General features: G+C 67.0%; 22 protein-coding genes. 12 read left to right on the plus strand and 10 right to left on the minus strand.

The window, feature by feature from the left end:
• Nucleotides 1-230: 230 nt before the first annotated feature.
• The 3 genes from ACCD06_RS24675 to ACCD06_RS24685 form a co-directional block, all read right to left on the minus strand.
• Nucleotides 231-377: a hypothetical protein gene (locus ACCD06_RS24675; protein WP_169054973.1), complete on the minus strand. Its 147-nt coding sequence runs from the start codon at nt 375-377 to the stop codon at nt 231-233.
• Nucleotides 378-745: 368 nt separating this feature from the next.
• Nucleotides 746-2,197 carry a sensor histidine kinase gene (locus ACCD06_RS24680; protein ID WP_413344204.1) on the minus strand — a complete coding sequence of 484 codons (1,452 nt, stop codon included), beginning with the start codon at nt 2,195-2,197 and terminating at the stop codon, nt 746-748.
• A gap of 13 nt (nt 2,198-2,210) precedes the next feature.
• The gene (locus ACCD06_RS24685) at nt 2,211-2,876 is read right to left on the minus strand and encodes a response regulator transcription factor (protein WP_149199424.1); all 666 of its coding nucleotides are present in this window, start codon (nt 2,874-2,876) and stop codon (nt 2,211-2,213) included.
• Nucleotides 2,877-3,058: 182 nt separating this feature from the next.
• Here ACCD06_RS24685 and ACCD06_RS24690 point away from each other — a divergent pair, with 182 nt between their 5' ends.
• The 8 genes from ACCD06_RS24690 (at nt 3,059) to ACCD06_RS24725 (ending at nt 11,811) form a co-directional block, all read left to right on the plus strand.
• Complete coding sequence (locus ACCD06_RS24690; protein WP_413344207.1) at nt 3,059-4,162, plus strand: ABC transporter substrate-binding protein; 1,104 nt, start codon at nt 3,059-3,061, stop codon at nt 4,160-4,162.
• A 221-nt stretch (nt 4,163-4,383) separates the two neighbouring features.
• Nucleotides 4,384-6,051, plus strand: coding sequence for an ABC transporter permease (locus ACCD06_RS24695; RefSeq protein ID WP_413344209.1), 1,668 nt, complete (start codon nt 4,384-4,386; stop codon nt 6,049-6,051).
• Entirely contained in the window at nt 6,044-7,096 is a 1,053-nt protein-coding gene (locus tag ACCD06_RS24700) for an ABC transporter ATP-binding protein (RefSeq protein ID WP_109157183.1), read from the plus strand. The genes ACCD06_RS24695 and ACCD06_RS24700 overlap by 8 nt, the downstream gene beginning before the upstream one ends.
• A 188-nt stretch (nt 7,097-7,284) precedes the next feature.
• Nucleotides 7,285-7,917 (plus strand): TetR/AcrR family transcriptional regulator, encoded by a 633-nt coding sequence (locus ACCD06_RS24705; RefSeq protein WP_413344211.1) that lies wholly within the window; start codon nt 7,285-7,287, stop codon nt 7,915-7,917.
• A gap of 433 nt (nt 7,918-8,350) precedes the next feature.
• Nucleotides 8,351-8,632, plus strand: a complete 282-nt coding sequence (locus tag ACCD06_RS24710) for an ethanolamine utilization protein EutQ (RefSeq protein ID WP_247874549.1) — start codon at nt 8,351-8,353, stop codon at nt 8,630-8,632.
• Between the two features lie 11 nt (nt 8,633-8,643).
• Nucleotides 8,644-9,963 carry an NAD(P)/FAD-dependent oxidoreductase gene (locus ACCD06_RS24715; RefSeq protein WP_413344213.1) on the plus strand — a complete coding sequence of 440 codons (1,320 nt, stop codon included), beginning with the start codon at nt 8,644-8,646 and terminating at the stop codon, nt 9,961-9,963.
• Between the two features lie 133 nt (nt 9,964-10,096).
• Entirely contained in the window at nt 10,097-11,407 is a 1,311-nt protein-coding gene (locus ACCD06_RS24720) for a spinster family MFS transporter (protein ID WP_413344216.1), read from the plus strand.
• Nucleotides 11,404-11,811, plus strand: a complete 408-nt coding sequence (locus ACCD06_RS24725) for an SDR family NAD(P)-dependent oxidoreductase (protein WP_413344821.1) — start codon at nt 11,404-11,406, stop codon at nt 11,809-11,811. The genes ACCD06_RS24720 and ACCD06_RS24725 overlap by 4 nt, the downstream gene beginning before the upstream one ends.
• A gap of 59 nt (nt 11,812-11,870) precedes the next feature.
• Here the strand turns inward: ACCD06_RS24725 and ACCD06_RS24730 are convergent, their stop codons facing one another.
• The 4 genes from ACCD06_RS24730 to ACCD06_RS24745 all read right to left on the minus strand — a co-directional run bounded on the left by ACCD06_RS24730 (nt 11,871) and on the right by ACCD06_RS24745 (nt 15,138).
• A complete protein-coding gene (locus ACCD06_RS24730; protein ID WP_295837233.1) occupies nt 11,871-12,590 on the minus strand; it encodes a metallophosphoesterase family protein in 720 nt (239 codons plus the stop codon).
• The gene (locus tag ACCD06_RS24735; RefSeq protein ID WP_413344218.1) at nt 12,583-13,368 is read right to left on the minus strand and encodes a hypothetical protein; all 786 of its coding nucleotides are present in this window, start codon (nt 13,366-13,368) and stop codon (nt 12,583-12,585) included. Before ACCD06_RS24735 ends, ACCD06_RS24730 begins: the two co-directional genes overlap by 8 nt.
• A gap of 103 nt (nt 13,369-13,471) precedes the next feature.
• Nucleotides 13,472-14,686 carry an L-lactate dehydrogenase gene (locus tag ACCD06_RS24740; RefSeq protein WP_413344220.1) on the minus strand — a complete coding sequence of 405 codons (1,215 nt, stop codon included), beginning with the start codon at nt 14,684-14,686 and terminating at the stop codon, nt 13,472-13,474.
• A 113-nt stretch (nt 14,687-14,799) separates the two neighbouring features.
• Nucleotides 14,800-15,138, minus strand: a complete 339-nt coding sequence (locus ACCD06_RS24745; RefSeq protein ID WP_413344222.1) for a hypothetical protein — start codon at nt 15,136-15,138, stop codon at nt 14,800-14,802.
• A gap of 87 nt (nt 15,139-15,225) precedes the next feature.
• Here ACCD06_RS24745 and ACCD06_RS24750 point away from each other — a divergent pair, with 87 nt between their 5' ends.
• Entirely contained in the window at nt 15,226-16,569 is a 1,344-nt protein-coding gene (locus ACCD06_RS24750) for a nitrate- and nitrite sensing domain-containing protein (protein ID WP_413344224.1), read from the plus strand.
• 5 nt (nt 16,570-16,574) lie between these two features.
• On the opposite strand, the gene ACCD06_RS24755 is transcribed toward ACCD06_RS24750, so the two are convergent.
• Genes ACCD06_RS24755 through galE form a run of 3 tightly spaced genes read right to left on the minus strand, consistent with a single transcriptional unit; the run spans nt 16,575 to nt 19,437 of the window.
• Nucleotides 16,575-17,783 carry a DUF2336 domain-containing protein gene (locus ACCD06_RS24755; RefSeq protein ID WP_247874550.1) on the minus strand — a complete coding sequence of 403 codons (1,209 nt, stop codon included), beginning with the start codon at nt 17,781-17,783 and terminating at the stop codon, nt 16,575-16,577.
• A gap of 31 nt (nt 17,784-17,814) precedes the next feature.
• Entirely contained in the window at nt 17,815-18,384 is a 570-nt protein-coding gene (locus ACCD06_RS24760; protein WP_109157192.1) for a winged helix DNA-binding protein, read from the minus strand.
• A 39-nt stretch (nt 18,385-18,423) separates the two neighbouring features.
• The gene (galE, locus tag ACCD06_RS24765; protein ID WP_109157193.1) at nt 18,424-19,437 is read right to left on the minus strand and encodes a UDP-glucose 4-epimerase GalE; all 1,014 of its coding nucleotides are present in this window, start codon (nt 19,435-19,437) and stop codon (nt 18,424-18,426) included.
• 538 nt (nt 19,438-19,975) lie between these two features.
• Here galE and ACCD06_RS24770 point away from each other — a divergent pair.
• The 3 genes from ACCD06_RS24770 to ACCD06_RS24780 all read left to right on the plus strand — a co-directional run bounded on the left by ACCD06_RS24770 (nt 19,976) and on the right by ACCD06_RS24780 (nt 24,409).
• Nucleotides 19,976-21,700, plus strand: a complete 1,725-nt coding sequence (locus ACCD06_RS24770) for a type I secretion system permease/ATPase (protein ID WP_109157194.1) — start codon at nt 19,976-19,978, stop codon at nt 21,698-21,700.
• Nucleotides 21,697-23,052, plus strand: coding sequence for an HlyD family type I secretion periplasmic adaptor subunit (locus ACCD06_RS24775; protein ID WP_413344227.1), 1,356 nt, complete (start codon nt 21,697-21,699; stop codon nt 23,050-23,052). The genes ACCD06_RS24770 and ACCD06_RS24775 overlap by 4 nt, the downstream gene beginning before the upstream one ends.
• A gap of 538 nt (nt 23,053-23,590) precedes the next feature.
• Nucleotides 23,591-24,409 (plus strand): calcium-binding protein, encoded by an 819-nt coding sequence (locus ACCD06_RS24780; protein ID WP_136703762.1) that lies wholly within the window; start codon nt 23,591-23,593, stop codon nt 24,407-24,409.
• The last annotated feature ends 90 nt before the right edge of the window (nt 24,410-24,499 follow it).

The raw sequence follows: 24,499 nt of genomic DNA on the forward strand, positions 1-24,499 counted from the left end.
CCCTCACCCTGACCCTCTCCCCGGGGGCTATGGCATTCACACAGTTTCAAGTATTGCTAAGCGTCTGGAACAAAAGGAACTTTGCGTCATTCCCGCCTTCGCGGGAATGACGGCCGACAAATTTGCTTTATTCCAATGTCTTACGTGATGCTGAGATGTGTGAATGCCGTAGCCGGTTCAGGAGAGGGCAACAAACAAGCGCTCCCGCCAAGCGGCGGCAGCGGTACGCATCACCCCATGATGTTCTCGTCCGCGATGCGGCGCGGCATGTCGGTTTGATGCTGGCGGTCCTGCTTCGGCGTCTTGGTGATGCTGAAGCCGATGCCCGACAGCAGAAGGACGCCCAGCGAGGCGACGGTGACGATGTTGCAAAGCATAGCGACTGACCCTTTCCCTAACCTCTTTCGGCCGTCCACCTTGGGACGACCAGACCTTTTTCCGCGGTCTCCTGCGCAATAGACGCCAAGAGCCGCTTCTTTCTTCCGCGTGCCGCGCCGGGATGAGGGAAAATAATCGTCCGTTATCCGAACTGTATTTACTTCCAACACCTTGCCGACACAGTCTGCGCGGAGCGGTCAGATAGTCCTGCGGCTGCGAACTGGCAACCGAAGGCAGCGAAATATCCGCGCAGCTCAGGTTAACAAAATTGTCATGGCAGAGGTTGAGGCGGGGAAGGGCATCCCCTCTCCCCGGGGGGAGAGGGAGATTTCGGGCAAAATACATGCATCCCCCGAAACCGCCCCAATCAGTCCCCCTCCGCCGGCCGCAGGATCACCGTCACCTTCAGCCCCCGGCCGTCCTGCCCGGCGTCCAGCCGCACGGCCGCCCCCAGCCGGTCGGCGAGGGCGCGGACGATGGCGAGCCCCAGCCCGCTGCCGGTGCGCGGCGGCTCGCCCGGACGGTCCAGGCGATAGAAGCGCTCGAACACCCGCTCGCGCTCGGCCTCCGGGATGCCGGGGCCGTCGTCCTCGACCTCCAGGACAGGTCCGCTCCCGAATCCGGGGCCAACCCGCACCGTCACCGTTCCGCCCGGCCGGTTGTAGCGGATGGCGTTGTCCAGCAAATTGCCCAGCAGTTCGCCCATCAGCACCGGGTTGCCCACGGCCCGCAGGCCGGCGTCACCGTCCTCCGGTGCTTCGAATCGCACCTCGACATCCTGGGCCAGCGCCGCCGGCACCTGCTCCGCGGCGACCTCCATCGCCACCTGCCGCAGGTCGGTCACCTCCGGCGCTGCCGGTATCGCCGGCGCGTCCTCGTCGGCGCGGGCCAGCGCCAGCAGCTGGACCAGCAGCCGTTCCAGCCGCTTCACCGCCCCCTCGACATCGTCCAGCGCCGCGCGCCCCTCCGCGCTGTCGGTGCCGAAGCGGCGTAGCAGAGCCAGATGGGTGCGCAGCACCGCCAGCGGCGTGCGCAACTGGTGCGAGGCGTCGGCGGTGAAGCGGCGCATGGTGCCGATGGACTGGTCCAGCCGTGCCAGCAGTCCGTTGATGGCGATCACCAGCGGCAGCACCTCCACCGGCACCACCGCCAGCGGCAGCGGCACCAGCGCCATCCCGCCGCGCGCTGACCGGCTGTCGATCACCCGCCGCAGCCGCCCCAGCGGCGCCAGACCGCGCCCGACCGCTCCCCAAACCAGCAGCCCGCTGCCGCCGACCAGCGCCACCTCCAGCAGGGTCAGCCACAGCAACAGATCGACCTCCACCGCGCGCCGCCCGGACGTGGTTTCCGCCACTTGGACCAGCACCGGCTGCGGCACGCCATAGAGCCGCCGGATCTGCGCCGCCACCCGCACTTCATGACCGCGATAGGTCGCGTCGCGGAACACCGTGACGTTGGTCGGCATCTTGGAGATGTCCGGCAGCGGCAGATCGAGATAACCGGTGATGACCCCGCCCTCATGGGCGACGTTGTAATAGATGCTGTCGCGCGCCTGGCTCTCCAGCATGCCGAAGGCGACGGCGGGAAGGTCGACCGTCACCTCGCCATTCTCGTCGTCCACCGCCAGCCGCTCGGCGATGGCGAGCGTCGAGCCGGCCAGCAGCCGGTCATGGGTGGACTGGACGAAGCCGTGGATCAGCGCCGATCCGCCGACGCCCAGCCCGACCGCCAGCGCCCCCAGCGGCACCAGCAGCCGGGTCAGCAGCCGGCGCCGCAGCGACGGCACGCGCTCCCGCCGATCCGCCGGCGACACCGCCATCAGCCGCATTCCATCATGTGACTTCCATCAGGTAACCCAGCCCGCGGATGGTGCGGATCTGCGGCCCGTCGGGCTCCAGCTTCTTGCGCAGCCGGGCGACATACAGCTCGATGGCGTTGGGGGCCACCGGCTCGTCGAACCCGAACACCTCCCCCGCCAGCCGGTCCTTCGGCACCACCTTGCCGGCCCGCGTGATCAGCCCCTCCAGCACCGCCAGTTCGCGCTTGCGCAAATCCAGCACCCGCCCGTTCAGCGTCACCGTCGCGGTGGAGCGGTCGTAGCGCAGCCCCCCGCACACCAGCTCCGGCACCGGCGTGCCTTGGCCGCGCCGCATCAGGGCGCGCACCCGCGCCTCGAACTCCGCCGGGTCGAAGGGCTTCAGCAGGTAATCGTCGGCGCCGAGATCCAGCCCCTTCACCCGGTCGGCCACCGCCTCCCGCGCTGTCAGGATCATCACCGGCACGGTGGAGCCGCGGCGGCGGATTCGCGTCAGCACCTCGAACCCCGACAGGTCGGGCAATCCCAGATCCAGCACCACCAGCCCATAGGGCTCCGCCCGCTCCAGCCGCGCCGCCTCTTCTCCCGACGCGACATGGTCGACGGCATAGCCGGCCAGCTTCAGCGACGCGGTCAGCCCGCGCGCCAGGGCCGCGTCATCCTCCACGATCAGGATGCGCAAGGGCGGCACCCTCCGTCCGACCGGGCCATCATCCGAACGCCCCTGTTCCGTTCCGCCAACAATTTCAACCCGCGACAGATTGACGACAGGTTGGCCGCCTATAGTCACGACAAAGTCGCTTGTAAGCCCAACCAACCCGGCCCGCAACGGCGCCGTGGGAACCAACCGCAGGAGAGGAAGAGATGCGCACCAAACTGGCCCTTCTGGTCGCGACCGCGCTGACCATCACCGTTCCGGCCTTCACCGCCGGCACCGCCCAGGCGCAGTCGGTCCCCGCCGGCTACGACCCGTCCTATGCCAAGATCATCGAGGCGGCGAACCAGGAAGGCGCGCTCAGCATCTATTCCGCCACCGACGCGGCCGCCGTGTCGGAACTCCTGAAGGGGTTCGAGGCACTCTATCCCAAGATCAAGCTGGAATACGCCGACCAGAACTCGACCGAGATGTACAACCGTTTCATCAGCGAGGCGGCGGCCAACACCGGCACCACCGACCTGATGTGGTCGTCGGCGATGGACCTGCAGATGAAGCTGGTCAACGACGGCTACGCCCAGTCCTATACGTCGCCGGAAACCAAGAACATCCCCGACTGGGCCAACTGGAAGAACGAGGCCTTCGGCACCACCGCCGAGCCGATCGTCTTCGCCTACAACAAGCGCGTCGTCCCCGCCGCCGACGTGCCGAAGACCCACGCCGACCTCGCCAAGCTTCTCGCTGAGAAGCCGGACGCCTACAAGGGCAAGGTCACCTCCTACGATCCGGAGCGCAGCGGCGTCGGCTTCCTCTACATCACCCAGGACGTGCAGGCCAGCAAGGGCACCTGGGATCTGGTGAAGGCGATGGGCCAGACCGGGGTGAAGCTCTACACCTCCTCCGGCGCGATGATCGAGCGCCTGACCTCGGGCGAGCACACCATTGGCTACAACATGATCGGCTCCTACGTCTTCGAGCGGCAGAAGAAGGACCCGGAGTCGCTGGGCGTCGTGCTGCCGTCCGACTACACCATCGTGATGTCGCGCATCGCCTTCATCCCGAAGGGCGCCAAGCACCCGAACGCCGCCAAGCTGTTCCTCGACTATCTGCTGTCGAAGGACGGCCAGCAGGCGATGCAGGCCCGCTACATGGGCTCGATCCGCACTGACTTGGCGAGCGCCAACCCGACCGCCGGCATCCCGGAAAGCACGCTGCGCCCGATCCATGTCGGCCCGGAGCTGCTGACCTACCTCGATCAGGTGAAGCGCCTGAAGTTCCTGAAGGACTGGCAGAAGGCCCTGCAGGGGAAGTGATTTAACGCCTCCTCTCGACCCCGCCAGAGTCCCCTCTCCCCCCCGGGGAGAGGGTTAGGGTGAGGGGGACACAGAGCGAGGGTCTTCAAGAATTGCGAACCTCGCGCTCCCCCTAAAATCCACCCCACGCCTCCCCCTCACCCCGGCCCTCTCCCCGGGGGGGAGAGGGGGAATCCCCCACGGGGAGGGCGCCAAAGCCGCCGAATTCAAGGAAATCCCCCATGAACCGCGCGACGCGCATCGCGGTGATCGTCGCCATGGCGATCGCCGTGCTGGCCCCGATCGGGCTGGTCGTCTACCAGAGCTTCCTCGACGGGCCGTTCTTCCAGCCCAAGACCTCCTTTACGCTCAGCGCCTACGAGTTCGTTCTGGACGACGAGGATTTCTTCGACGCCCTCTACAACTCCTGCATCATCGCCTTCGGCATGACCGCCATCGCGGTGCCGGTCGGCGCGCTGCTGGCCTTCCTGATGACCCGCACCGACCTGCCGGGCCGCCGCTGGATCGAGCCGGTGATCCTGGTGCCGATGTTCGTCTCGTCGGTGGTGCTGGCCTTCGGCTTCGTGGTCAGCCTCGGCCCGGCCGGCTTCGTCACGCTGTGGTTCAAAAGCACCTTCGGCTATGTCCCCTGGTATCTCTATTCCAAGTGGATGCTGATCGTCATCGCCGGCCTGACCCACGTCCCGCACATCTTCCTCTACACCTCTTCGGCGCTGCGCAGCCTCGGCTCCGACGTGGAGGAAGCGGCGCGGATGACCGGCGCCGGCCCGCTGCGCACGGCGATGACCGTCAGCCTGCCGATGGTGATGCCGAACATCCTCTACTCGGCGGTGCTTGTCTTCTTCCTGGGCTTCGAGCTGTTCGGCCTGCCGCTGGTGCTGGGCGACCCCGAAGGCATCCTGGTCCTCGCCACCTACCTCTACAAGCTCACCAACAAGCTCGGCACCCCGTCCTACCAGCTGATGGCGGTGGTCGTGGTGGCGATCATCTGCATCGCCCTGCCGCTGGTGGCCTTGCAGCGCTTCCTGCTGCGCGCCGCCAACCGCTACGTCTCGGTGAAGGGCAAGGCCGCGGCGCAGAAGCCGGTGTCGATCGGCGTCTGGCGCTGGCCGGCCGCGGCGATGATCACTGCGTGGCTGCTGTTCACCGTCGTCGTCCCGCTCAGCGGCCTCGTGCTCCGTGCCTTCGTGTCGAGCTGGGGCGAGGGCGTCAACCTGCTGGACGTGCTGACGCTGGACCATTTCCGCGAGCTGATGGAGTTCCCCAACCTGACCCGCGGCATCGTCAACACGCTGCTGATCGCGTCGGTCGGCGGAGCGCTGTCGGTCGGCGTCTACACCGTCCTCAACCTCGCCGCCCACCGCTGGCCGTCGGGCTGGACCAAGCTGATGGATTATCTGGTGCTGCTGCCGCGCGCCATGCCGGGCCTCGTCGCCGGTCTGGCGATCTTCTGGGTGTTCCTGTTCACGCCCTTCCTGGCCCCGCTGCGCCAGACCATGATCGCCATCTGGGTCGCCTACACGCTGGTCTGGCTCGCCTACGGCATGCGTCTGGTCAGCGGCGCCCTGCTGCAGATCGGCCCCGAGCTTGAGGAAGCCGGCCGCATCGTCGGCGCCAGCCCCGGCCGGGTGTCGCGCGACCTGACGATCCCGCTGATCAAGGTCGGCCTGTTCTCCAGCTGGCTGCTGATCTTCGTCACCTTCATGCGCGAATATTCGACCGGCGTCTATCTGCTGGCCCCCGGCACCGAAGTGATCGGCTCGCTGCTGGTCTCGCTGTGGGGAACCGGCGCCGTCGATCTCGTCACCGCGCTGTCCACCATCAACATCGCGATGATCGGCGGCGGCCTGCTGCTGATGTCGCTCTTCGGGAAACGCTCCCATGGCTAAGCTCATCATCGACGACCTGCACCTGTCCTACGGCAACACCGAGATCCTGAAGGGCATCACCGCCACCTTCGCCCAAGGCGAGATCGTCGCCCTGCTCGGCCGGTCGGGCAGCGGCAAGACTACGCTGCTGCGCTCCATCGCCGGTCTGGAGGAGCCGAAGCGGGGTGTCATCTCCATCGGCGACCAGCCGGTGTTCGACGCCGCCGCCGGCCTCAACGTGCCGTCGGAAAAGCGCGGTCTGGGTCTGGTCTTCCAGTCCTATGCGCTGTGGCCGCACAAGACGGTGTTCGAGAACGTCGCCTACGGCCTGCGCCTGCGCAACGTGCCGAAGGCCGACCTCCAGCAGCGCGTGGCATCCGTTCTGGAGGGCGTCGGCCTCGGCCATCTCGGCGAGCGTTACCCGCACCAGATGTCGGGCGGCCAGCAGCAGCGCGTCGCCTTGGCTCGTGCCCTGGTCTACAACCCGCCGGTCATCCTGCTCGACGAGCCGTTGTCGAACCTCGACGCCAAGCTGCGCGAAGAGGCCCGCATCTGGATCCGCAGCCTGATCAAGCGGATGAACCTGACCGCCGTCTTCGTCACCCACGACCAGATCGAGGCGATGGCGATCGCCGACCGCATCGTTCTGCTCGACGGCGGCCGTATCGTCCAGGCCGGCACTCCCGAACAGCTCTACACCGAGCCGGTCAGCCTGTTCGCCTCGGAGTTCATGGGCGTCAACAACCAGATCCGCAGCCGCGTGCAGGACAAGCGCGGCGGCTACGCCCGCATCGACCTGTCCGGCATCCCCCTGTGGGGCAAGGACCGCGCCGGCAAGTCCGTGTCGGACGAGGCGACCGGCGTCATCCGCCTGGAACAGGTCGAGGTGGTCGACGGACACGGCGAGAACCGCATCCCGGCCGAGTTGGAGACCTCGGTCTATCTCGGCAGCCATTGGGAGCATGTTTTCCGCTGCGGCGACCAGACGCTGCGGGCCTTCGGGCGGCCCTTGGCGGCCGGGACGCATTGGCTGCACCTGCCGCCGGAACAGCTCTGGGTGTTCTGAGCGCCATTCCTTCTCTTGCTTCCGATCGCCCTATCCCCGGAGAGGGCGATCGTCGTTTTCCCGTCGGCATTCCGGCCGGGTAATGTACGCTTGCATTTCCCAATCAGCAGTGTACGGTTGCAGAATCTTGGTGTATTGCAGATTCACCGTACAAAGCCTTGGGGGTTGAGCCGGTGAGAAGCCGCGAGTTGATCGAGCAGGTGGCACGCCAGGGGCAAGAGGATGCGGTTCGGCATCTTGGGCGTAGCGATTGGCTTTCTGCCGCGATCGGCATCTTCATCGAAGACGGAATCGACGCGGTCAGGATCACCAGGCTTGCCGATGCCCTGTCGGTGACCCGGGGAAGCTTCTACTGGCATTTCAAGGATCGCGACGAGCTTCTTTCCGGTATCGTCGCTTTCTGGTCCCAGAAGAACACGGCCGGCTTGGTGGCTGCGATCAGCGGAGCCCCCTCGTTCCTCGACGGCATGATGGCGTTGTTCGAGGCGTGGATCGACCCCGAACGGTTCGACCCGCGTCTCGACCATGCCATGCGGGAATGGGCCCATCGGTCGGAGCCCATCCGCAAGTCCGTCAGGGAGGCGGACGAGACGCGGCTGGAAGCCCTCACATCCTTGTTCTCCCGCTTCGGCTATCCCTCCCCGGAGGCGCTCGTTCGCGCCCGGATCGTTTATTACTCGCAGCTCGGCTACTACACGCTCGAAGTCAGCGAGCCTCTTGCCGACCGCCTTGCCCTTCTGGAAGGGTATTACGAGGCTTATACCGGCAAGCCGCTGGATCGGCAGGCCGCCGATGCATTCCGCGGGCGTCATCTGGGCTGACCGCCGGTAGGCACGCCACCGGCCTGCCAGCGGCACGCACGGCAGGCGCATGAGCCGTGCGAGGCATCCAAACTGCCATGTCGAGACAGCCCCCAAGGGCAGTGAACGGGTGCGCGGAGCAGACGCGCAACCCGGCCGCCGGTCCTGTGGCCCGTCGATCCGAGCACCCCATCCAGTTCGTCCCCTCCCTCCGTGAAACCCGGAGATTTTTTCCGTTGACCCCCTCAATACAAGGGTGTACGGATTATCTCAATACAGACATGTATGGAAACAAGCCTGATGTGTACGGCGTGGCCTGCCGCCGCGCTTGCGCACTGTGCTTGAGCGAGTCCACGCACCGAGGGAGGAACCGGCCATGGGACATCCGAAAGCCGCGCCAAGGGTGGAGAGATTTGCCGATCTCGCTTTCGTTCCCCGAGCGGAGGGCGGCCAGATGGCGGAATTGGCCGAAGTCTCCGGTTCGAAGGATGGGACTGTTCTGGGAACCGGATTCGTTCGTCTCAGGAACGCGCGCTTGGAATGGACCGTGCCCTACGACGAAGTCCTGATCGTGCTCGACGGTGATCTGCGCGTTCACACCGCCCATGGCGTGCTGCGGGCCGGACCCTTCGACAGCGTCTGGCTGCCGGCGGGCAGCGACCTCGTCTACGAGGCCGAGAACGCGCTCGTGGTCTATGCGATCCATCCCGCCGATTGGGCAGCCGCAAGGTCTTGAGGCATTTCAAGATGCACGAAATCACTCGTCTTCCCGCCGACGACAGCACGAATGGCTGGAGCCGGATCCTGCCCCGCCGCACGCCCCGCCCCAGCCTCGACGGTCATATCCGGGCCGACTGGGTCGTCGTCGGCGCCGGATACGCCGGCCTCGCCGCCGCGCGGCGGCTCGCGGAAAACCGCCCGCACCAGACGGTCGTCGTTCTGGAGGCCCAGCAGGCCGGCGAAGGCGCGTCGGGCCGCAATTCCGGCTTCGCCATCGACTTGCCGCACACTGTCGGCAGTTCCTTGGAGGAGCTTGAAAGCTCCCACCGCTCCATGAACCTCGCGCGGGCGGGGATCGCCTACCTCAAGCGGCAGGTGGACGGGCACGGCATCGCCTGCGATTGGAGCCTGCGCGGCAAATACCATGCGGCGGTTTCGGAGAAGGGGGTCGCCGAGGTCCTGACGCCGTTGGCCAAGGAACTCGATGCCTTGGGCGAACCTTATCGCTGGGTCGACCGCGACGCCCTCCGCAAGGATTTGGGGTCGCCTCATTTCTCCGCCGCCATCCACACCCCCGGCTGCGTCCTGCTGAACCCGGCCGCGCTCTGCCGCGGGCTGGCCGACAGCCTGCCGGCGAATGTCCGGCTGCATGAGAACACGCCGGTGACGCAGGTCGACTATCGCAACGGCGTCACGCTGACCACGCCGGGCGGCAGCGTCAGCGCCCCCAAGATGATCCTGGCGGTCAACGGCTTCGCCGAGAAGTTCGGCTTCTACAAGCGGCGGCTGCTGGTCTTCGCCGCCCATGCCAGCCTGAGCCGCCCGCTGTCGCCCGATGAGCGGGCCGCGCTGGGCGGGGTGGAAAATTGGGGGCTTACGCCCGCCAACGCCTTCGCCGGCATCACCATGCGGCGGACCTCGGACCATCGGATCCTGATCCGGCAGAACATCCATTTCTGTCCCGGCTTCCGCCAGTCGGACGAGCGCCGGCGCGCGATAGGGGCCGGGCACAAGCGCTTGTTCGACCAACGCTTCCCGATGCTGCCCGACGTCGGCATGGAGCATACCTGGACCGGCTACATCTGCCTGTCCCGGAACGGCGCTCCCGGCTTCGCCCGCGTGGCACCGGATGTCTATGCCGCCGTCTGCCAGAACGGCGTCGGCGTGGCCAAGGGGACCATCGGCGGCGTCCTGGCGGCTGATATGGCGTGCGGCGAGGACAACCCGCTGATCGCCGATATGGAAAGCCTCGGCGCTCCCACCGGCCTGCCGCCGCGTCCGTTCCTCGATCTCGGCGTCCGCAGCCGCTTCGCCTGGGAGCTGTGGCGGGCGCGCGCCGAAGCCTGAGCCTTTCGATGCCCCGGGCCAATCCCCGGCCGGTTTTTTCCGCCCATAAAATCAAAACAGGAGGAGGAAGCGTAAGATGAAGGGAGCCGCAGCTGTAGGCCAGCCGAATACCGTTCCAGCCGCGAGCCGGTCCATGGCGGAATTGCCCGTCGAATCGCCGGACCGGTGGATCGCCCTGTTCCTGATGACTGCCGTGTACGCGATGAACATCGCCGACCGCTTCGTCATCTCCACCCTGATAGAGCCGATCAAGGCCGAGTTCTCCCTGTCCGACGGCGCGGTGGGATTCCTGACGGGAACCGCCCTGGCGATCTTCTATGTCGCCGCCGGGATTCCCCTCGGCGTCCTCGCCGACCGGACGAACAGAAAGAAGATGACGGCACTGGCGCTTGCCGGATGGTCGCTGTTCACCATCGCCTGCGGATACGCCCAGGGGTTCTGGCACCTGTTCTTCGCCAGGATCGGGGTCGGCGTCGGCGAGGCCGGGGGGACGCCCCCGTCCCAGGCCCTGTTGTCCGACAAGTTCCTGCCGTCGAAGCGCGCGTTCGCCATGTCGATCTTCGGCATCGGTGCCGCCGTCGGCGCCTGGATCGGGTCGACTGGCGGCGGGTGGATCAACGATCATCATGGATGGCGGGCGGTCTTCGTCGCCTTCGGCATCGCCGGCCTGCCTCTGGCGGCAATCGTGTGGCTGGGTGTCAGGGAGCCCCGGCGCGGCCAGCTCGACCCGAGCCATGCGGCCGTCGGAACGTCGAGCCTCGGCGACACCCTGCGCTTCGTTCGCACGCAGAAGGCCTTGCTGCATATTCTGGCCGGCGCCACGGTGATCACCTTCTGGGGCTGGGGCCTGATCTGGTGGACCCCGTCCTTCCTGGTCCGCTCCCACCATCTGTCCGTTGGCGAGGCGGGGGCGTTGCTCGGCCCGATGCACGGGATCGGAGGGGCCGCGGCCATCCTGCTGACGGCCTGGGTGATGCACTGGAGCGCCGGCCGCGATGCGCGCTGGCAAATCTGGGTCGTCGCCGTTACTGCCCTCGCCGGCACCGGGGCATCCGCGGCCGCCTACCTGACGGAGTCCCGCTTCGTCGCCGAGATCATGCTTTGGGTGTTCGTGCCGATCGCCTACGTCTATATCGGACCGACGCTCGCCCTGGTGCAGAACGCGGTCCTGCCGTCGATGCGGGCCCAGATCATCGCCATCCTGCTGTTCGTCGCCAACATCGCCAATCTTGCCGTCGCCCCGCAGGTCATCGGCTGGGCGTCCGACTGGCTGGAGACGCGGGTGGCCGATCCGCAGCAGTCGCTGCGCTACGTGCTGGTCGCCGGAACGCTCACCGGCCTCTGGGCGGTCTTCCACTACCTCGCGGCGGCCCGCTATCTACACGCCGATCTCCTCAAGGCGGGAACCGAGCTGGCCGTCCGGCGGACGGGCGCAACGAGCTGAGAACCACGGCTGCGGCGACCGGTCAAGGCCATGCGCCGCAGCCGCACCGGCTTCACGTCACCCGCGTGGTGCTGCCGCAGATGCGCAAGGCGCGGTCCGGCCGCATCCTGAACATCTCCTCCATCGGCGGCTATCGCGGCGCTGCCGGCTTCGGCGTCCACAGCTCCGCCAAATTCGCGGTCGAAGGGCTGTCGGAAGCGCTGCACGCCGAACCGGCGCCGCTCGGCATCCATGTCACGGTCGTCGATGTGCTCGTCCGCTTCGCCGATGACGCCGAGCCGCCGGTCAGGCTGCCGCTCGGCAGCGACACCGTCGCGGCAATCGAGGCCAAGCACGCCGCCGACCGGGCGATCCTCGACAACTGGCGCGGGGTTTCGCTATCGACCGATTTCGCATCGGCTTGAAGCCCGACCTGTCGGCTCCGGGGGAATGCCTTTTCCGAAGCGGCATGTTCCCGCCGGCCTCAAACCTCGATCAGCGCATAGGGCCGCCCGGTCTCCTTGGGGATTGTCTGCGCCACATTGTACACCGGCGTCCCCCGTAGCGTTTTCCCGGTATAGCTCCCGTGATGCGCATGCCCATGCGCCACCGCCCGCACATTGTCGAACCGGTCGATGGTCTCGGCCAGCCGCGAGGACCCCAGGAACGGGAAGATCTCCGTCGGCTCCCCCTCCACCGTCGCGGCGATCGGGGCATAGTGCAGCACGACGAACACCCGCTCGGTGTCCAGTTGCCGCAAGGCACTCTCCAGCCGCATCGCCTCGTTCACCGCCTCGTGGACGAACTGCTTGATCGCCGGCTCGCCGAAGCTGTCGAGCATCCGGTTGCCGAAGCCGCCGCCGAACCCCTTCACCCCGGCGAAGCCGACCCCGCCGATCTCCTGCGGCGCGCCATCCAGGAACCGCACGCCGGCCTGGGCCAGGATATGCTCGATCTCCTCCAGATGGCCGCACTCGTAATCATGGTTGCCGAACACCGCGACCACCGGGATGCCGATGGAGCGCAGGGCGTCGGCCAGGATCTCCGCCTCGCGCGGCTTGCCGTGGTTGGTCAGGTCGCCGCACAGCGCCAGCACGTCGGCCTTGCCGGCGATCTCCTGGAACAGCTCGCGATAGGGATATTGCGTGGTCTCGCCGACATGGATGTCGCCGATGGCGGCGACGGTCAGTCTGCGCTCATCCATTGCTGGTCTCCTTGAAATTCTCCTTCGTGCCCTCCTCCCCGACCACGTCGGCGAAGCCCCACTGGGTGACGTCGATCAGGTAATCCTCGCGCGAGAACAGCCGGCCCCGGCAGATGCGGGTCTGGGCGACCGGCAGCTTGGCGCGTTCCTGCATCCGTTCCAGCAACTCCGCCACCAGCCAGTCGGGGATGCGGTCCCGCTCGGTCGGGTAGATGAACCGGAAGTTCAGCAGGTGGATCAGCAGCACTTCCCAATACTGCTCCATGTGGGCGAGCAGCCGTTTCCAGTCGATCTTGTCATGCTGTTTCAAAATCATGTGGGCCACGTCCGGCCCGTCGTACTTGTGGCGCATCTGGACGAAGGACTTGGAGAAGATCATCTCCGTCGGCGCCACCAGCCGCACATCGGCGCCGCAGATCACCGCGCGGTGCTCCTCCTTGAACCAGCGGTCGTTGACCGGGTTGATGGCGACGGCGGAATTGAAGATGACGTCGAAGAACAGCTCGCCATGCTTGACCTTGCCGATCCAGCGTTCGTCCTCGATCTCCGTCTCGAAGCCATGGTCCTGGAAATGGGAGAGGATGCGCGGGAAATCGCCGCCGCAGCAGAAGACATCGATGTCCTTGGTCGGCCGGTTGATCCCGGTATAGGCGCTGACCGCGTATGTCCCGCCCAGCAGGAACGGGATGCCCGACTGGGTCAGCAGCTTCAGGCTCTCGGTATAGAAGGCCTCTGCCTCCGCGGTGACGGTGGCGCTGCCCTCACGGAGTTCGCTCATGGACCACTCCCCGTTACATGCCGGTGTGGCACGTTGCCCCGGTACAACAGGGCAGGGCGGGAAGCGTTGCGGGGGGCTGACGTTGCCCCCCGAACCGCCCTGGTCAAACCCCGAAATTCGGCTTCCCGGCCAGGATGTTGGAGGTCACGTCCTTGATATCGCGCAGGCCGCACATGGCCATGGTCACGTCCATCTCCTTGCGGATGATCTCCAGGCATTGGGCCACGCCGGCCTCGCCGCCGGCGCCCAGCCCATAGAGGAAGGCGCGGCCGATGAAGGTCCCCTTGGCGCCCAGCGCCAGAGCCTTGACCACGTCCTGGCCGGAGCGGATGCCGCCGTCCATCAGCACCTCGATGCGGTCGCCCACCGCCTCGACGATGGCCGGCAGCGCCGCGATGGAGGAAATCGCGCCGTCCAGCTGCCGGCCGCCATGGTTGGAGACGATCAGCGCGTCGGCCCCGGTCTCCGCCGCCATCACCGCGTCTTCCGGATCGAGGATGCCCTTCAGGATCAGCTTGCCGCCCCAGCGGTCGCGGATGCGGCGCACGTCGTCCCAGTTCAGCGTCGGGTCGAACTGCTCCGCCGTCCAGGAGGACAGCGACGACAGGTTGCTCACTCCCGTCGCGTGACCGACGATGTTGCGGAAGGTACGGCGGTGGGTGCGCAGCATGTTGATCGACCAGCGCGGCTTGGTCGCCATGTCCAGGATATTGCCGATGGTCAGCTTCGGCGGGGTCGACAGCCCGTTCTTGATGTCCTTGTGCCGCTGGCCGAGGATCTGCAGGTCCAGCGTCAGCACCAGCGCGGAGCAGCCCGCCGCCTTGGCGCGGTCGATCAGCTTGTCGATGAAGGCGCGGTCGCGCATGACGTAGAGCTGAAACCAGAAGGGCTTGTCGGTGTTCTCCGCCACGTCCTCGATGGAACAGATGCTCATGGTGGACAGGGTGAAGGGCACGCCGGCCTTGGATGCTGCGCGGGCGGCCAGGATCTCGCCGTCGGCATGCTGCATGCCGGTCAGGCCGGTCGGGGCCAGCGCCACCGGCATCGCCACCGGCTGGCCGACCATCGTGCTGGCCAGCGTCCGGTTGGTCATGTCCACCGCCACGCGCTGGCGCAGCTTGATCCGGCCGAAGTCGGACTCGTTGGCGCGGTAGGTCGACTCGGTGTAGGAGCCGGAATCCGCGTAATCGTAGAACATCCGCGGCACGCGCCATTCCGCCAGCTGCCGCAGATCCTCGATGCAGGTGACGGGCCGGTCGGTGAACAGGTTCGCCCAGCGCGACGGCGGCCGCGACGAAGGCATGCGAACGGAGGTCATGGGGCGTGTCTCGAACGGTTGCGCGTGAAACGGAAGGGGGTGGATTTGGCCATTCCCTCCGCGCACCGTCAAGCCATGGCTGCGGCAACGCTGCCCTTTGGCCGGCCCGCCGCTCAGCGCGCCGGCTTGGATTTCCGCTTCGGCTTGGAAGCGAAGTTGCCTTGCCCGGATTTCGGCGGCGTCATCATGGCCTTGATCATCGCCGATTGGGCCGCCGCCTGGTTGCGCCTGGCCGCCGACATTGTGGCGGAGGTCCACATGCCGCTGGCGCGGTTGGCCCAGGAGAGCCAAGCGCTCATGAACGGGTTCTTGGTCATCATGGGAGCGACTCCGAAACGGGGAAACTCTCTTACAACAGCGCCGAACCCTTCGATGTTGCGCTGCACATCTTCGCGCCAACAGTCCGCCCATTTTTCCGGCAACGCCTCTGGACTCTCGCGCAAAAGCCGCATTCCCGCCCGGTCCGCGGGCGCATTCAAGCTGGCATATCCATTGCGTATGGACCCGTGGGGCAGGGCGATGTCGGGGGAACGGGCCGCATGGATATCGAGCAGCAGAGTCGGGGAAGCGGGGCCGAAAGCGGGACCAGCGCCGCCGCGACGCGATTCCTTCGCGCCGCCAAGCTGTGCCGCATCCGCGACGTCGAACAGCTTCTGGTGGTCAGCGCCCTGGTCCGCGATCTCAGCGCCCTCATCCACGCCCTGCAGAAGGAACGCGGCGCCTCCTCCATCTATCTGGGCTCCAGCGGCAGCCGCTTCGCCGACGACCGCGCCCGCTGGCAATCCGACGCCAAGGCGCTGGAGGCTGTGCTGCGCGACCGGCTGGATCTGGTGGACGAACAGCTCGACCGCCTCAGTTCCGGCGCGCAGTTCTACAGCCGCGTCGCCATCGCGCTCCACGCGCTGGACGGTCTGCCGGCCCTGCGCGGTCAGGTGTCGTCGCTGGCGCTGGTGCCGCAGGATTCGGTGAAGGCCTTCACCGACATCATCGGCCATCTGTTGTCCGTGGTGTTCGAGGCCGCCGACATCGCCGCCGACCCGGCGATCTCCCGCGCCCTGGTCGCCCTGTTCAACATCGTCCAGGGCAAGGAATTCGCCGGTCAGGAGCGGGCGACCGCCAGCGCCGGCTTCTCGCGCGGGCGCTTCGACGGGGCGGAACATGCGCGCCTCGCCCAGTTGATCGACGCGCAGAACCGAGCCTTCCGCATCTTCGCGGAGTTCGCCGATCCCGCCCATGCCGCCGCCGTCCGCACCGCCCTGGCCGACCCTGCGGTGGCGGAGGTGGAGCGGATGCGTGCGGTGGCGCTCGCCGACGATGCCCGCCATGGCGAGTTGTCGGGCATCACGCCGGAGGTCTGGTTCGAACGCTCCACCCGCCGCATGGACCTGCTGAAGACGGTGGAGGACCGCCTGACCGAGGATCTCCGCCGGCTGTGCGAGGCGAAGCTTGCCCAGGCCCGCGCCGATCTGGAACAGGCCGACGGCCGCGCCCCCGATGCGGTGATGCCGGTCGCCATGGTCCTGGTCGATGCCGATCCTATCCTGTCCGGCCAGGACGCCTCCGGTCTCTACGCCCCCGACGGGCTGCGGCCGAAGCTGATGCGCTCCGTCCTCGATGTCGTCCAGGCGCAGTCCCAGCGCCTGCGCGACGTCAGCCTGGAGCTGGAGACCGCCAAGGCGGCGCTCAACGAGCGCAAGGTGATCGACCGCGCCAAGGGCCTGCTGATGTCCACCCGCAACCTGTCGGAGGAGGAAGCCTACAAGCTGATCCGCAAGACGGCGATGAACCAGAACAAGCGCATCATCGAGGTGGCGGAGGCCATCCTCAGCATGTCCGACATCCTCCGCGGCGTCACTGCCGGCGCCACGGCGGGAGGAGGCTGACCCGATTACTGCACCGTCCGCACCGGCGAGAAGGGCAGCCCCGCCTGATCCAGCGCCCGGTCGATCACCTCGTCGGACTTCTGGTCGAACAGCTGCAGCAGCAGGTCGTCGACCATCCAGTCGTTGGTGGGCGTGCAGGCGGTGAACAGCTCGCTGATGACCTCCGACTGGAAGTCCTCGCGCTGGGCGTCGCCGCCCTCATACTCCATGCGCTTGGCGACGCCGACCGCGACCTGGAACGGGTGGGTCAGGCCGGGAGCGACGGTCGCCTTCTTCATCAGCGCCGCCATGCCCAGCTCGCCGTCATCCCAGGCCAGCCGGCGGGCATTCTCCTGCGGGATTCCGGCGCGCAGCGCCATGCCGGCGACGAACAACCCGAGGTCGCCGGCACACAGCGCCCGGAACAGCAGGACCGGCGTCAGACGGCGGTTGGTGTGCAGCCACTGGATCACCGCGTCGATATCCTCGGCCCCGCGCAGCACCGGGCGCAGCATGCGCATGGTCGCCGCTTCCCGGCCGCGCTCCACCAGCCGTTCGACCAGCTCGCGCGACAGGCCGTGCGCCTGCATCAGCGTGGTGCGCATGCTGTCGGACACGAAGGCGACCACCCGCTCCACCATCGCCAGCGACAGGCCGGGACGGGTCGCCGCCGCCTCGCTGACCATGCGGACCCGGCCGAAGCGGTCGAGCGCGCGGCTCATCGCGCTGTCCGGCACCTCGGCGCCGTCATTGCGCAGCAATGCCGTCACCGCGATCACGTTGCCGCGCTCGGCGATCGCTCCGGAGACACGGGCCGAAACCTTGGAGCGGCTGGCGACCGCCACATGTTTGCCGGCATCGGGATCGGACAGCACGTCCAGCAGCAGATCGTCGGTCAGGCCGGCGGCGTCGCGCAGGATGGGGAAGGCCACCCGGCCGACGTCGCGCACCAGCCGCTCCGCCAGATCCTCGGTCAGCAGCGGGCTGTTGCGCAGCTGCCAGGCCACAGCCTCGCGTACCGCCACCTGGGCGTCGCCGGCAAAGCAATGCACCACCTCGATCGCCAGCGACCGTTCGGCCGGGCTGAGCGCGCCCGCCTCCAGGTCGTGGAACAGCTTGTTCATCGTCTCGATCCGCGTTTCCGCGTTCGGCGAGACGAGCAGCCGCTCCACGTCCTTGGACGACAGGCCGTTGGGGTGGGGGGCGTCGGGGTGGGCGGCGGCGTGTGGCATCATGGCACCCGGCTGCGGCATCGGAGGAAGACCTTCAATCGAAATCGAGGCAGGAGTAGCGGACCATGTCGCCCCAAAGCCGGTCGAGCCGGCGGAGCGTGCGGTAGCTGGCCTTCAGGTCGCGGACCTCGGTCTCGTTGCGCACCAGCGCCTCGGCCTGCGCCTGCTCCATCCGCCGCAGCCCCTCCCACAGCTCCCGCCCCTTGTCGGTCAGCTGGAGGCGGGCGGTGCGGCGGTCGCGCTGGTTGGCGGCCCGGTTGATGTATCCGGCGTCGACCAGGATCTTCAGGCTGTAGGACGCGTTCGAGCCCAAGTAATAGCCGCGCTCCATCAGGTCGCGGACCGACAGCTCGTCCTCGCCGATCAGCATGATCATCAGCGCCTGCACCGGTCCGATGTCCTCGATGCCCTGCTTGGACAGCCCGACACGGACGACATCGAGGTACCGGCGGTGCATCCGCTCGATCAGGCGCGCCATGCCGTGGAAGTCGGCAAGGTCGAGAGCCTCGCCGGGCTTGCCGCCGGTCCGGTCCCCGGAGTTGTCGTCCGATCCCGGTTCGGGCGCGTCGTCATCGTCCCAGTTCAGGTTGCTCATCGCGTCCATGATCCCGGCTCTACCATTGCCGTCGTCCTTCCTGCTGACTCACTCCGCCGCGGCGGCAAGGCCGCGGAAGCCGTTGGGATGTGCGCTGCGCCATGCCCAGGCGCTGCCGATGATGCTGTCCAGTTCCGGGAAGCGCGGCTGCCAGCCGAGGTCGCGGCGGATGCGCTCCGACGAGGCGATCAGCACCGGCAGGTCGCCGGGGCGGCGCGGGCCGACCTTCACCGGCACGGTGCGGCCGGTGATGCGCTCCACCGACGCGATCACCTCACGCACGCTGTAGCCGGTGCCGTTGCCGAGGTTGTAGCGGACCGACCGCTCATCGAGCGCGTCCAGCACCCGCAGATGGGCGTCGGCCAGATCGCAGACATGGATATAGTCGCGGATGCAGGTTCCGTCGCGGGTATCATAGTCGTCGCCGAAGATCTCGATGTGCGGACGCTTGCCGGTGGCGGCGTCCATCACCAGCGGGATCAGATGCGTCTCCGGGCTGTGATCCTCGCCGAGTTGCCCGTTCGGATGGGCGCCGGCGGCATTGAAGTAACGCAGGCAGGCGGAGCGCAGACCATGGCAGCGGTCGGCCCAATGCAGGGCGCGCTCGATCATGAACTTCGATTCGCCATACGGGCTGCCGGGATCGATCGCCTCATCCTCGTCGATCGGGATCCGCTTGGGCGAGCCGAACAGGTTCGCGGTGGAGGAGAAGACCAGCTTCATCACCCCTGCCTTCACCGCGGCGCGGATCAGGTTCAGCGAGGTGACGGTATTGCCGTGCAGATAGGCGTGCGGGTCGCGCATCGATTCGCCGACCACGGACAACGCCGCGAAGTGAAACACCGCGTCGAAGCGCCACTGCCCGAACACACGGGCCAGCGCCGCCTCGTCGGCGAGATCGGCCTGGATGAAGGTCGCCTCGGCCGGAACGGCTGCGGCATGGCCCTGACGCAGATTGTCGAACACCACGACCCGGTGGCCGCGGTCGAGAAGCTCCGTCACGCAGTGGCTGCCGACATAGCCGGCGCCGCCGGTAACGAGAATGGTTTTCGAGGTCGTCATGGAGCGTGGGTTTCCTTGAACCGGTCTTTGGGCCGCAGCCTGAAACGGGCGGCCGGCATGGTGGAAGGAAAGCGGGGGGCGGTGCAGGGCAGGCCGGATGGGGGGATCACGGCGCCTTGCGCAAATTCATCGCGTCGCAGCATGCACGATGTCGGCTGCGTCTGACCAGATGGCTGCAAAAACCGCCACCAACGGCCTAAGACCTTCGGTGAAGCGCTGTTTTCCCGTTTTTTATCAGCGACTTAGAGAGACGAAGATACCCCTTTTTCGGATGCTGGAAAGGAGTGCGGGCCGAAACTTGTCACACGTCTCTAAAATGTCCCCGGTGTAAAGCTTAACCGTGCCAAGTCCGCCGACGCCTCCCCCCGCGTCAGGATCTGTCCATCCATAGGCGACCTCCCGTTCCCGGGCCGGCCGCATCCGGCATCCCCCCAGCCGGCTTCCTGTCCCGCGTGTCGTCGCCGCCGGCAGCTTTTTGTGTTTTCCCGATTTCAAGCGCCGCGCGAGCCGGCGAGTCCTCCATCAGGAAGGATCGAAGATGAGTTCCGTGGATCGGCCCCTGCTGACCCAAGCCTACCGGAAGATCGGACAGGGCCTGTTGCTGGCCGGCGTCCTCAGCCTGTTCGTGAACGTCCTGATGCTGGTGCTGCCGCTTTTCACCATGCAGGTCTACGACCGGGTGATGAGCAGCCGCAGCCTGGAAACGCTGACGATGCTGGCGATCATCGCGGTGGGGGCGCTGGCGCTGTACGGCGTGCTGGACTTCATCCGCGCCCGCGCCTTCCTGGTGACCAGCGCCGTGATCGCGCACCGCTTCAACGTCCCGGCGCTGGAGGCCTCCATCGTCGACGCGCTGTCGGGCGGGCCGCGCAACGCGGCGCAGACCATGCGCGACCTGAACGACCTGCGCAGCTTCATGACCAGCAGCGCCGTGACCGCCCCGCTGGAACTGGCCTGGGCGCCGATCTTTCTGGCGATCCTGTTCCTGCTTCACCCGGTCTATGGCGTGCTCGCCATCATCTCGGCGCTGGTACTGCTGGTGATGGGCGTGCTGACCGACATGCTGACCCGCCGGCCGATGGCCCAGGCGAACGAGGCCTCGGCCCGCGTCTTCGCCGACATTGCCGGCACTGTCCGCCATGCCGAAGCCATCGAGGCGATGGGCATGCTGCCGGCCCTGGCCCGGCGCTGGCAGGCGGCGCAGAGCGGATCGGCCGGGATGATCGACCGCGGCGCCACCCTGTCGCGCGGGCTGGCGGCGTCCTCCCGCTCGCTTCGGATGATCCTTCAGGTCGGCGTGATCGCCGCCGGTGCGACGCTGGTGATCGACAATCTGGTGACCCCTGGCAGCATGATGGCCGCCGGCCTCATCACCGGGCGGCTGCTGCATCCCTTCGAACAGCTGGTGGACGGCTGGCGCCAATGGGTAAAGGCGCTGGAGGCGCACCGCCGCATCCGCGACCTGCTGAACAACGGCGCTTCGGCCCGTTCCACCATGCCGCTGCCGCAACCCACTGGCGCTCTGACCGTCGACCGCGTCAGCCATGTGCCGGCCGGGCTGAACCGCCCGGTGCTGCGCAACGTCTCCTTCGCGATCGAGGCGGGGGAGGTGCTTGGCGTCATCGGCCCGTCGGGCGCCGGCAAATCAACGCTGGCCCGACTGCTGGTCGGCGTCTGGCAGCCGACGGCCGGCGGCATCTATCTGGACGGCACCAGCACCTATCTGTGGGAGCGCGAGAGCTTCGGCAGATATGTCGGCTACGTGCCGCAGTCGGTTGCCCTGCTGGACGGCACCATCGGCGAGAACATCGCCCGCATGGCCAGCGCCGATCCGGCGGAGATCGTCCGCGCCGCCCGGCTGGCGGGGGTGCACGAGATGATCGGCCGCTTGCCCTTCGGCTACGACACGCCGGTGGGCGACAGTGCCTTTTCCCTGTCCGGCGGCCAGCGGCAACGCATCGCACTGGCCCGCGCCCTGTTCGGCCGTCCGCGCCTGCTGGTGCTGGACGAGCCCAATTCCAACCTCGACCATGAGGGCGAGCAAGCGTTGCTGAACGCCGTTCACAAGGTGAAGGCCGACGGCACGACGGTGGTGATGATCGCCCACCGCCCCTCCATCGTCGCCATCGCCGACAAGCTGGTGGTGATGAAGGAGGGCGCCGTCGAGCATTTCGGCGCCCGCAGCGACGTCCTGAAACTGGTGCAGCCGGGCGGCGTACCCGCCGGCGTGACCCGCCTCGTCCGCAGCGGAGAACAGCGATGACCGGCGATACACCCCTTCTGGCGTCCCAGCCCGTCTGGACCGCCACTATCGACATGGCGCCGGTCGAACCGTCGCTGCGCGGCACCGCGCTGGCGGGTGCCCTGGCCGTGCTGGTCGGATTCGGCGGCTTCCTGACCTGGGGCTTCACCGCCAGCCTGGACAGCGCCGCACTGGCCGCCGGCACGGTGATGGTGGAAAGCCACCGCAAGACCGTTTCCCATCTGGAGGGCGGAATCCTGCGCGACCTGCTGGTCAAGGACGGCGACCTGGTGCAGGCCGGCCAGGTGCTGCTGCGGATGGACTCCACGCAAAGCCAGGCCGTGGTCGCGCAGTTGCAGGGACAGTATTGGACCGCGCTGGCAAAGTTGGGACGTCTGCGCGCCGAACAGTCGGACGCGCCGAATCCTCTGTTCGCCGAGGAACTGGTGAAGGCCGCCCGCGACAATCCGGTGGCGGCCGAAGCGATGTCTGTGGAGGAGCGGCTGTTCCGGTCCCGCCATGACAGCTACGAGGCCCAGCTGGGAATCCAGCGCAAGCAAATCTCCCAGCTGCGCGACGAGATCGTGGCGCTGGAGGCCCAACGCGTCGCCACCGCTGACCGGCTGCGCTACACCCAGGACGAGTTGCGGGTGGTGCAGGGCCTGCTGGCGAAGGGATACGAGCGCAAGCCGCGGATGCTGGAGCTTCAGCGGAATGTCGCCGACTCCGAAGGCCGGCTGGGCGAGCTGATGGCGAACAAGTCCAAGGCGGAGCAGGCCATTGCCGCCGCCGAGCTGACCATGATCAACATCGGCAACACCCGCCGGTCGGAGGTCTCGATCGACCTCCAGGCGGCCCAGGCCAGCGTTTCCGACCTGTCGGAACGGCTGCGCAGCGCCGATGACGTGCTGCTGCGCCAGGCGGTCACCGCACCCCAGGCCGGGCGGGTGACCGGTCTGAAATTCTTCACCCCAGGCGGCGTGATCCCCACCGGCGCCGGCATCCTCGATATCGTGCCGCAGGACGACGCCATGATCGTGGAGGCGCGCGTCTCCCCGCACGACGTCCAGAATGTGGAGGTCGGCAGCAAGGCCATGGTGAAGCTGACCGGCTATCGGCAGCGCGCCGTGCCGCCGGTCGCCGGGCAGGTGGTTTCGCTGTCGGCCGACCAGCTGGAGGACGAGCGCACCGGCGCCTATTACTTCGCGGCACGGATCAGCATGGATGCGGCGGAGCTGAAGGCCCTGCCGAATGTCGAGCTGCATCCCGGCATGCCGGCCGAAGTGATGATCCACGGCCACGCCCGCCGCGCCATCGATTATTTCCTGACACCGCTGACCGACGGCCTGCAGAGGGCCTTCCGCGAGCGGTAAGCGGAACCGCCATCCCCCCGGCCCTCCCCCGTTCGGGCCGGTGTGGGCTGGGGTCCTTGCTTGGGTGTCCATCCCCTGCCAAGCGGCCCCGTGGAAGGGCCGGCGTCCCCCACGCCGGCCCTTTTGCACATCCGCGAATGGGACGACGCGTCAGGCGACAATGCGTCCTTGGCTTCTGTGGCTTTGTTTGGACCAACCGGATTTGAAAACCATCCTTTAACGAAAATGGATCTTGGTTGGCTCGGACACAGGTCCGGGGCCTTTTTGGAATCAGAATGAGGGATAGACCAGCATTTTTTAAAACGTAAACTGCTTAGAAATTCGATGCAAATCAGACTAACTGTCTTTTTGAAAATATCGACAATGCGTTCTACTGCAAGAATCCGTTGTCTTGACTCAACTTTCTCTTCCATGTGCCCGAGTTTTATCACACTATCCCCCCGATAGATTTGGTTACACCGAAAGGCGAGCTCAGCCTTTTGAGCGAGGCCGAAAGAAGGCCCAACAATCCTAATCACATCGCAAGGAGACACCTACGATGGCTACGGTTCCTGGGGGCAGCTACGACGTGCATGTCGGCACGAATCATGACGATCTGCTGGTTGGCGGGCAGGGGAACGACCTGGTGCTGGGGGGCAACGGGAGCGACACTCTGCTCGGCGGTGATGGACATGACGCTCTGTTCGGGGGGAACGGGGCGGACGTGATCCATGGCGGTACCGCCGCGGACGTGCTGCTGGGGGGTAACGGCAACGACATCATCGACGGCGGTTCGGGCGACGACATCATCCTGGGGGGGAGTGGTGACGACGTTCTGATCGGTGGCGCCGGTCGTGACGTGCTGGATGGCGGCAACGGCAATGACGTGCTGTCCGGGGGGGACGGCAACGACATTCTGACCGGCGGCAAGGGTGACGACATCCTGTCCGGCGGCGGCCACGACGACATCCTCGACGGCGGCAAGGGCAACGACATCCTGCATGGCGGCACCGGCAACGACGTGCTGTCCGGCGGCGATGGCAACGACGTGCTGTTCGGCGATGACGGCAACGACATCCTCGAAGGCGGCAAGGGCAACGACATCCTGTCCGGCGGCGCCGGCCACGATGTCTTCATCTTCTCCGGCGGTGGTGGCCAGGATGTGGTCCTGGACTTCAAGGCTGGCGAGGACGTCCTGCAGATCTCCCGCAACATCAATGGTCTGAAGGTGACCGACGCCGCCGATCTGGCCGCCCGTGTCACCGACCAGCATGGCGACGCCGTGATCGACCTCGGCCATGGCGACAGCATCACGCTGAAGGGTGTCTCCGCTGCGGACATCCACAACCACCCGAACGACTTCTTCGTCATCCACTAACCGGGCACTCATCGGACGACGCTTCTTAAGCGACGCCTGAGAAGGACGGACCGGTGGTGTCAAAGCCGCCGCCGGTCCCCCTTTGCCCGA

It is taken from the genome of Azospirillum sp. CT11-132 (assembly GCF_047302835.1).
GTDB lineage: Bacteria > Pseudomonadota > Alphaproteobacteria > Azospirillales > Azospirillaceae > Azospirillum.